Here is a 4,319-nt window from a genome sequence, read left to right as displayed (position 1 = left end):
ACTGCAAGGACGTCGTCACGCAGCTCGCGGCGGTCTCCAAGGCACTGGACAAGGCCGGATTCGCCATCATCGCCAGCGGTCTTCAACAATGCATCACCCAGGAAGACGCCAGCATGGACAAAAAGGACCTGGAAAAGCTATTCCTTTCCCTCGCCTGAACTGCCGCCATCGAAAAAGCCCAGCAGCTAAATAGCCGCCAGAACGTATTAGAAGGAGCAGACATGACCTATACCCACAGCATCGTAGTGTCAGCAGCTTACGAGGAAGCAGTGCAGAAGACCCGCGAGGCGCTGGCCGAGCAGGGCTTCGGCATCCTCTCTGAGATCGATGTCCGCGCAACCTTCGAAACCAAACTTGGTGCCGAAGCAGGGCAGGGCCTCGGCGATTACGTGATCCTCGGAGCATGCAATCCACAACTTGCCAGTCGCGCCCTGGCGGCCGAGCCGGACCTCGGCGCACTGCTACCCTGCAACGTCGTCGTACGCCGCGGGCCCGACGCCACGCAAACCACAATCCAGGCCATCGACCCCCAGACGATGGTCCAGCTCAGCGCCAGCTCGGCTGTACAGGAAGTGGCCGACGACGCCGACACGCGACTGCGAGCCGCACTGACCTCCCTCGAAGGCAACCCGGCCTAGAAAGGGGCCAGCGGCGACCAGCACTTGCCGGAAGGGGACAGATATGACGGATAACGCACATTCCGATGACCTGCGTGCAGAGATAGTGCAGGCGTCCCGGCTGCTGTTCACCGCGGGGGTGATGCCTCACTCAGGGCATGGAAACCTTAGTGCCAGAGTCGACGAGAACCGCTTCCTGCTTACCAGCACCGGGTGGTCAGGGATCTTCGTCCAGAGCAGCTCGCCACAGTCACCTTAGGTGGTGACGTCGTCGACGGCGAGCTCGAGCCAGAAAACGCCGAAATCATCCGCATGCATTCGGTTATTTACAACACCCGGGACGACATCGCAGCGGTCATCCACACCCCCTCCCCTGCAGCGACCGCGTTCGCGTTGGCGAACTTGCCGTTGCCCTGTCGTACGGAGCCCCTGCTGCGCTTCGGGCAGGCCCAGCCCGTTCCTGTTGTGCCGTGGGGCCCGCGCGGGTCAGACGTGTCCGTGAAGGGGATCACCCAAGTCCTGGCCGAGAATGCGGGAACGAACGCCGTACTGCTGGGAAATCACGGGCTCCTCGCCTTCGGCGCAGACCCCGTAGCGACCGGGCGGCTGGTCATTGCTATCGAGGAATCAGCCGCAGCTGAACTAGCCGCTGCAGCGCTCGGCGGCGCAGCGGATCTCCCCTCAGGTGCCCTGGACGCAGTCCAGGCGGGAATGAAAACCCAGCGACACTGATGCATGACCGTCAGAACCACCGTGCGGCGCCGCCGCCGAAGGCATCGGGATTACTGTTCGGGCTGGGTTTCGGTGGTTTCATCGACGGCATCGCCCTGCACCAGATCCTGCAATGGCACGACATGGTCAGCGACGTCGATGCTCATTCCGTAGCAACGGTGGCGGGGCTGGAAATCAATACGCTGGCCGACGGGTTTTTCCACATTGCGACGTGGCTCCTCGTCCTAGCCGGCTCGGTTGCTGCCGTGAGGGCTTGGCGGCAGGGCAGGGCAGCCCCGAACTGGAGTTACCAGGCGGGTCTGATGCTTACAGGGTGGGGGATATTCAACCTTGTAGAAGGCCTGATCAACCACCAGCTGCTGGGGGTTCACCACGTCCGTGACGACCTGGGATCCCCACTTTCCTGGGATATAGGATTCCTGATTTTCGGTGCTCTCCTTATCGTCGGCGGATGGCTGCTGTACCGGCACGGCAAACGCACCCTCCAGGCCAGGGCAGGCTGAACCGGCCGGCGGACCTGATCCACCGGCCCCGCAACCCGGCAGAGTCAGCGTCGTGAAAACAACCGGGAGAAGAACCCTCCTCTAGTCCTGGGCTCGTCTTGGTGCCCGCGACACCTCTGGGCAGCCGGCACTCCCCGCAGGACCTGGTCCACATGCTGACCACACCCGCCCCAGGTTGTTTTTCCACACTTTTTGCAGGTCACTGCACGGCACATAACGTCTTTCCTCCGCTGTCGACTATCAACATCTTGATACCCCCTAGGGTATAGTGTGTGTTGAGAACGGCAAAATGGTAAGGCATCCGATGGTAACGAACCCAAAGCGGCCCAGACCTGCAACAGAAATCGTCACCTTGGGACTGAGGCAAAATATGGCCCAGTTCGCCCTGCTGGTGGCGATCAACGCCCTGGTCGGCGGCATGGTGGGTCAACAGCAGACAGTGCTGCCGCTGCTGGCCGAGACCGAGTTCGGGCTCACCGGCTACACCTTCATCTTCACCTACGTCGCCGCGTTCGGCATCACAAAGGCGATCGCCAACTGGCGCGACCTCGGCTACGCGGTCGGCGCCATCCTCGGCGGCATCATGGGCCTCCACGCGGCCGTATGGGCCGCCGCAGCCGTCAGCGCCCTCTCAGCCCTCGTCGTGGCGGTACGAATGTACGAAACCCACCAACCGGCCCCGATCACCCCGCACCGCTGACGCTTGCGAGACACTGAAAAGGTCGACGGTGGGGCCCGCATGCGGGCCCTTCGCTCTGCAACCGAGCTTACTGAGCTGTTTTGGCACGCCGACAATCCTCAGCGCACCAAGGCTGGGGACGTGGGGTCGCGGGGAACCCGGCTCCGGCTCCGCCGAAAAACACCAGACAGCACTGGGTCCCGTCCGCTCCCCCGGTCCGTGTGATTCGATGGGGACCATGACGAGCGATCCTCCTGCTACCGCGGCCCAGGATGTGGCGCGGCTGTCGGCCGCTCTGGACGCCACGGTGCCGGGCAAGGAAGCGTCGAACCTGTTGATTGGGACCTGGAACATCCGGGCGTTCGGGGACCTGACCGAGAAGTCGGCGGCTGGGCCGCGGGATTCCCCGAAACGGGACCTCCATGCCATGGCGTGCATCGCCGAGATCACCTCCCGGTGCGATGCGCTGGCCCTACAGGAAGTCCGCCGGAACACCACCGCCCTGCACCACCTGATGGGCCTGCTCGGCCCGGGGTGGCGGTTCATCACCTCCGACGTCACCGAAGGCTCCGCCGGCAACGGGGAACGCCTGACCTACCTGTACGACACGACCCGCGTCCAACCCTCGGGCCTGGTCGGTGAGATCGTCCTGCCACCGGGAACCGACGGCCCGGTCCCCCAGTTCGCCCGGACCCCGTACGCGGCCGGGTTCACCCGCGGCACGGCCGGGTTCGTACTGACCAGTGTGCACGTCCTCTGGGGAGACAGGGCCGCGGAACGGTTACCCGAACTGACCGCGTTTGCGCAGTGGATGCAGGATTGGGCCGAACGCCCCGATGACTGGAACGAGAACCTGCTTGTCCTGGGAGACTTCAACCTCGACCGCATCGGCGACCCACTCTATGAGGCCTTCGTGTCCACCGGACTGTGGGCGCCGACGGAACTGGACACGGTGCCCCGGACGATCTTCGATAACGACAAAACCAGGCACTTTCTACGACCAGATCGCCTGGTTCTCCGAACCAGACGGAACCAGCCTGCTCCAAACCCTCGAATACACCGGCCGGGCCGGGCACATCGACTTCCTCCCCCACGTCTACACTGAGGTGTGTCAAGAATGTGAGACAGTCGGTTGGTTTTTTCCGGTCAGGCAGCAGCGGGTAGCTGCTGGTTCTTGGTCTTGAAATTAGCCATCGCTGTGGCCGGCGGCAGTCCATCGTTGTTGCTGTGCGGCCGCCAGCGGTTGTAGAACACTTCGATGTAACGCATAACCCCTTGTCTGGCGTCTTGCCGGGTTTTGAAGCTGTGGTGGTGGTAGAACTCGTTCTTCAGCGTGGAGAACGCCGATTCGGCCACGGCGTTGTCCCAGCACACGCCGGTCTCGCCCATGGACTGACGGACCCGATTCCCGGTGCACCATTTACCCATTTCCTTCGACGTGTATTGAGTGCCGCGGTCACTGTGGAAGATGGCGTCCGGCTGCAGGTGTCCACGGTCTCTGGCCATCCTCAGTGCACCGGTCGTCAGAGAGGCGCGCATGTGATCAGCCATCGCCCAGCCGACGACCATGCGGGTGCACAAGTCGATGACGGTGGCCAGATACAGCCATCCCTCGTCGGTGCGCAGATACGTAATATCTCCGACCAGTTTCGTGCCGGGAGCCTCGGCGGTGAAGTCCCGCCCAATAAGGTCTTCGAAGACTTTGTCCAGATCCGAGGGGATCGTCGTGCGTTTGAAAGCCCGCATCCGCTTCGCCGCCCACCCGTTCTCGGCCATGATGGCCGCGAC

6 protein-coding genes and 1 pseudogene are annotated in these 4,319 nt (G+C 63.1%); 6 read left to right on the top strand and 1 reads right to left on the bottom strand.

Annotated elements, in window-relative coordinates; translation table 11 throughout:
* The 6 genes and pseudogenes from X803_RS0100320 to X803_RS16815 form a co-directional block, all read left to right on the top strand.
* Window positions 1-158: metal-sensitive transcriptional regulator (locus X803_RS0100320; protein ID WP_026543562.1), on the top strand; the 158-nt coding region annotated here is incomplete at its 5' end.
* Between the two features lie 63 nt (window positions 159-221).
* On the top strand, window positions 222-638 hold the full coding sequence (locus X803_RS0100315) for a DUF302 domain-containing protein (protein ID WP_026543561.1): 417 nt from the start codon (window positions 222-224) through the stop codon (window positions 636-638).
* Window positions 639-830: 192 nt separating this feature from the next.
* Complete coding sequence (locus X803_RS16820) at window positions 831-1,349, top strand: class II aldolase/adducin family protein (protein ID WP_216699018.1); 519 nt, start codon at window positions 831-833, stop codon at window positions 1,347-1,349.
* Entirely contained in the window at window positions 1,349-1,852 is a 504-nt protein-coding gene (locus X803_RS0100305; RefSeq protein WP_026543560.1) for a DUF2243 domain-containing protein, read from the top strand. The genes X803_RS16820 and X803_RS0100305 overlap by 1 nt, the downstream gene beginning before the upstream one ends.
* Before the next feature lie 304 nt (window positions 1,853-2,156).
* Window positions 2,157-2,393: pseudogene (locus tag X803_RS21210) on the top strand (MFS transporter); the annotation flags it as partial.
* Window positions 2,394-2,769: 376 nt separating this feature from the next.
* Window positions 2,770-3,636, top strand: coding sequence for an endonuclease/exonuclease/phosphatase family protein (locus X803_RS16815; RefSeq protein ID WP_051470297.1), 867 nt, complete (start codon window positions 2,770-2,772; stop codon window positions 3,634-3,636).
* 41 nt (window positions 3,637-3,677) lie between these two features.
* Here the strand turns inward: X803_RS16815 and X803_RS16810 are convergent, their stop codons facing one another.
* Window positions 3,678-4,307, bottom strand: coding sequence for an IS3 family transposase (locus tag X803_RS16810; protein ID WP_035777323.1), 630 nt, complete (start codon window positions 4,305-4,307; stop codon window positions 3,678-3,680).
* Between the last annotated feature and the right edge of the window lie 12 nt (window positions 4,308-4,319).

Origin of the sequence: Arthrobacter sp. 35/47, assembly GCF_000520475.1 — a bacterium.
In the GTDB taxonomy this organism is placed as follows: domain Bacteria; phylum Actinomycetota; class Actinomycetes; order Actinomycetales; family Micrococcaceae; genus Arthrobacter_D; species Arthrobacter_D subterraneus.
This window is presented reverse-complemented; position numbering and strand designations above follow the sequence as displayed.

Coding starts and splice junctions, on each gene's coding strand:
- X803_RS0100305 (WP_026543560.1), top strand. CDS start 1,349: ATGCATGACCGTCAGAACCACCGTGCGGCGCCGCCGCCGAAGGCATCG.
- X803_RS0100315 (WP_026543561.1), top strand. CDS start 222: ATGACCTATACCCACAGCATCGTAGTGTCAGCAGCTTACGAGGAAGCA.
- X803_RS16815 (WP_051470297.1), top strand. CDS start 2,770: ATGACGAGCGATCCTCCTGCTACCGCGGCCCAGGATGTGGCGCGGCTG.
- X803_RS16810 (WP_035777323.1), bottom strand. CDS start 4,307: ATGGCCGAGAACGGGTGGGCGGCGAAGCGGATGCGGGCTTTCAAACGC.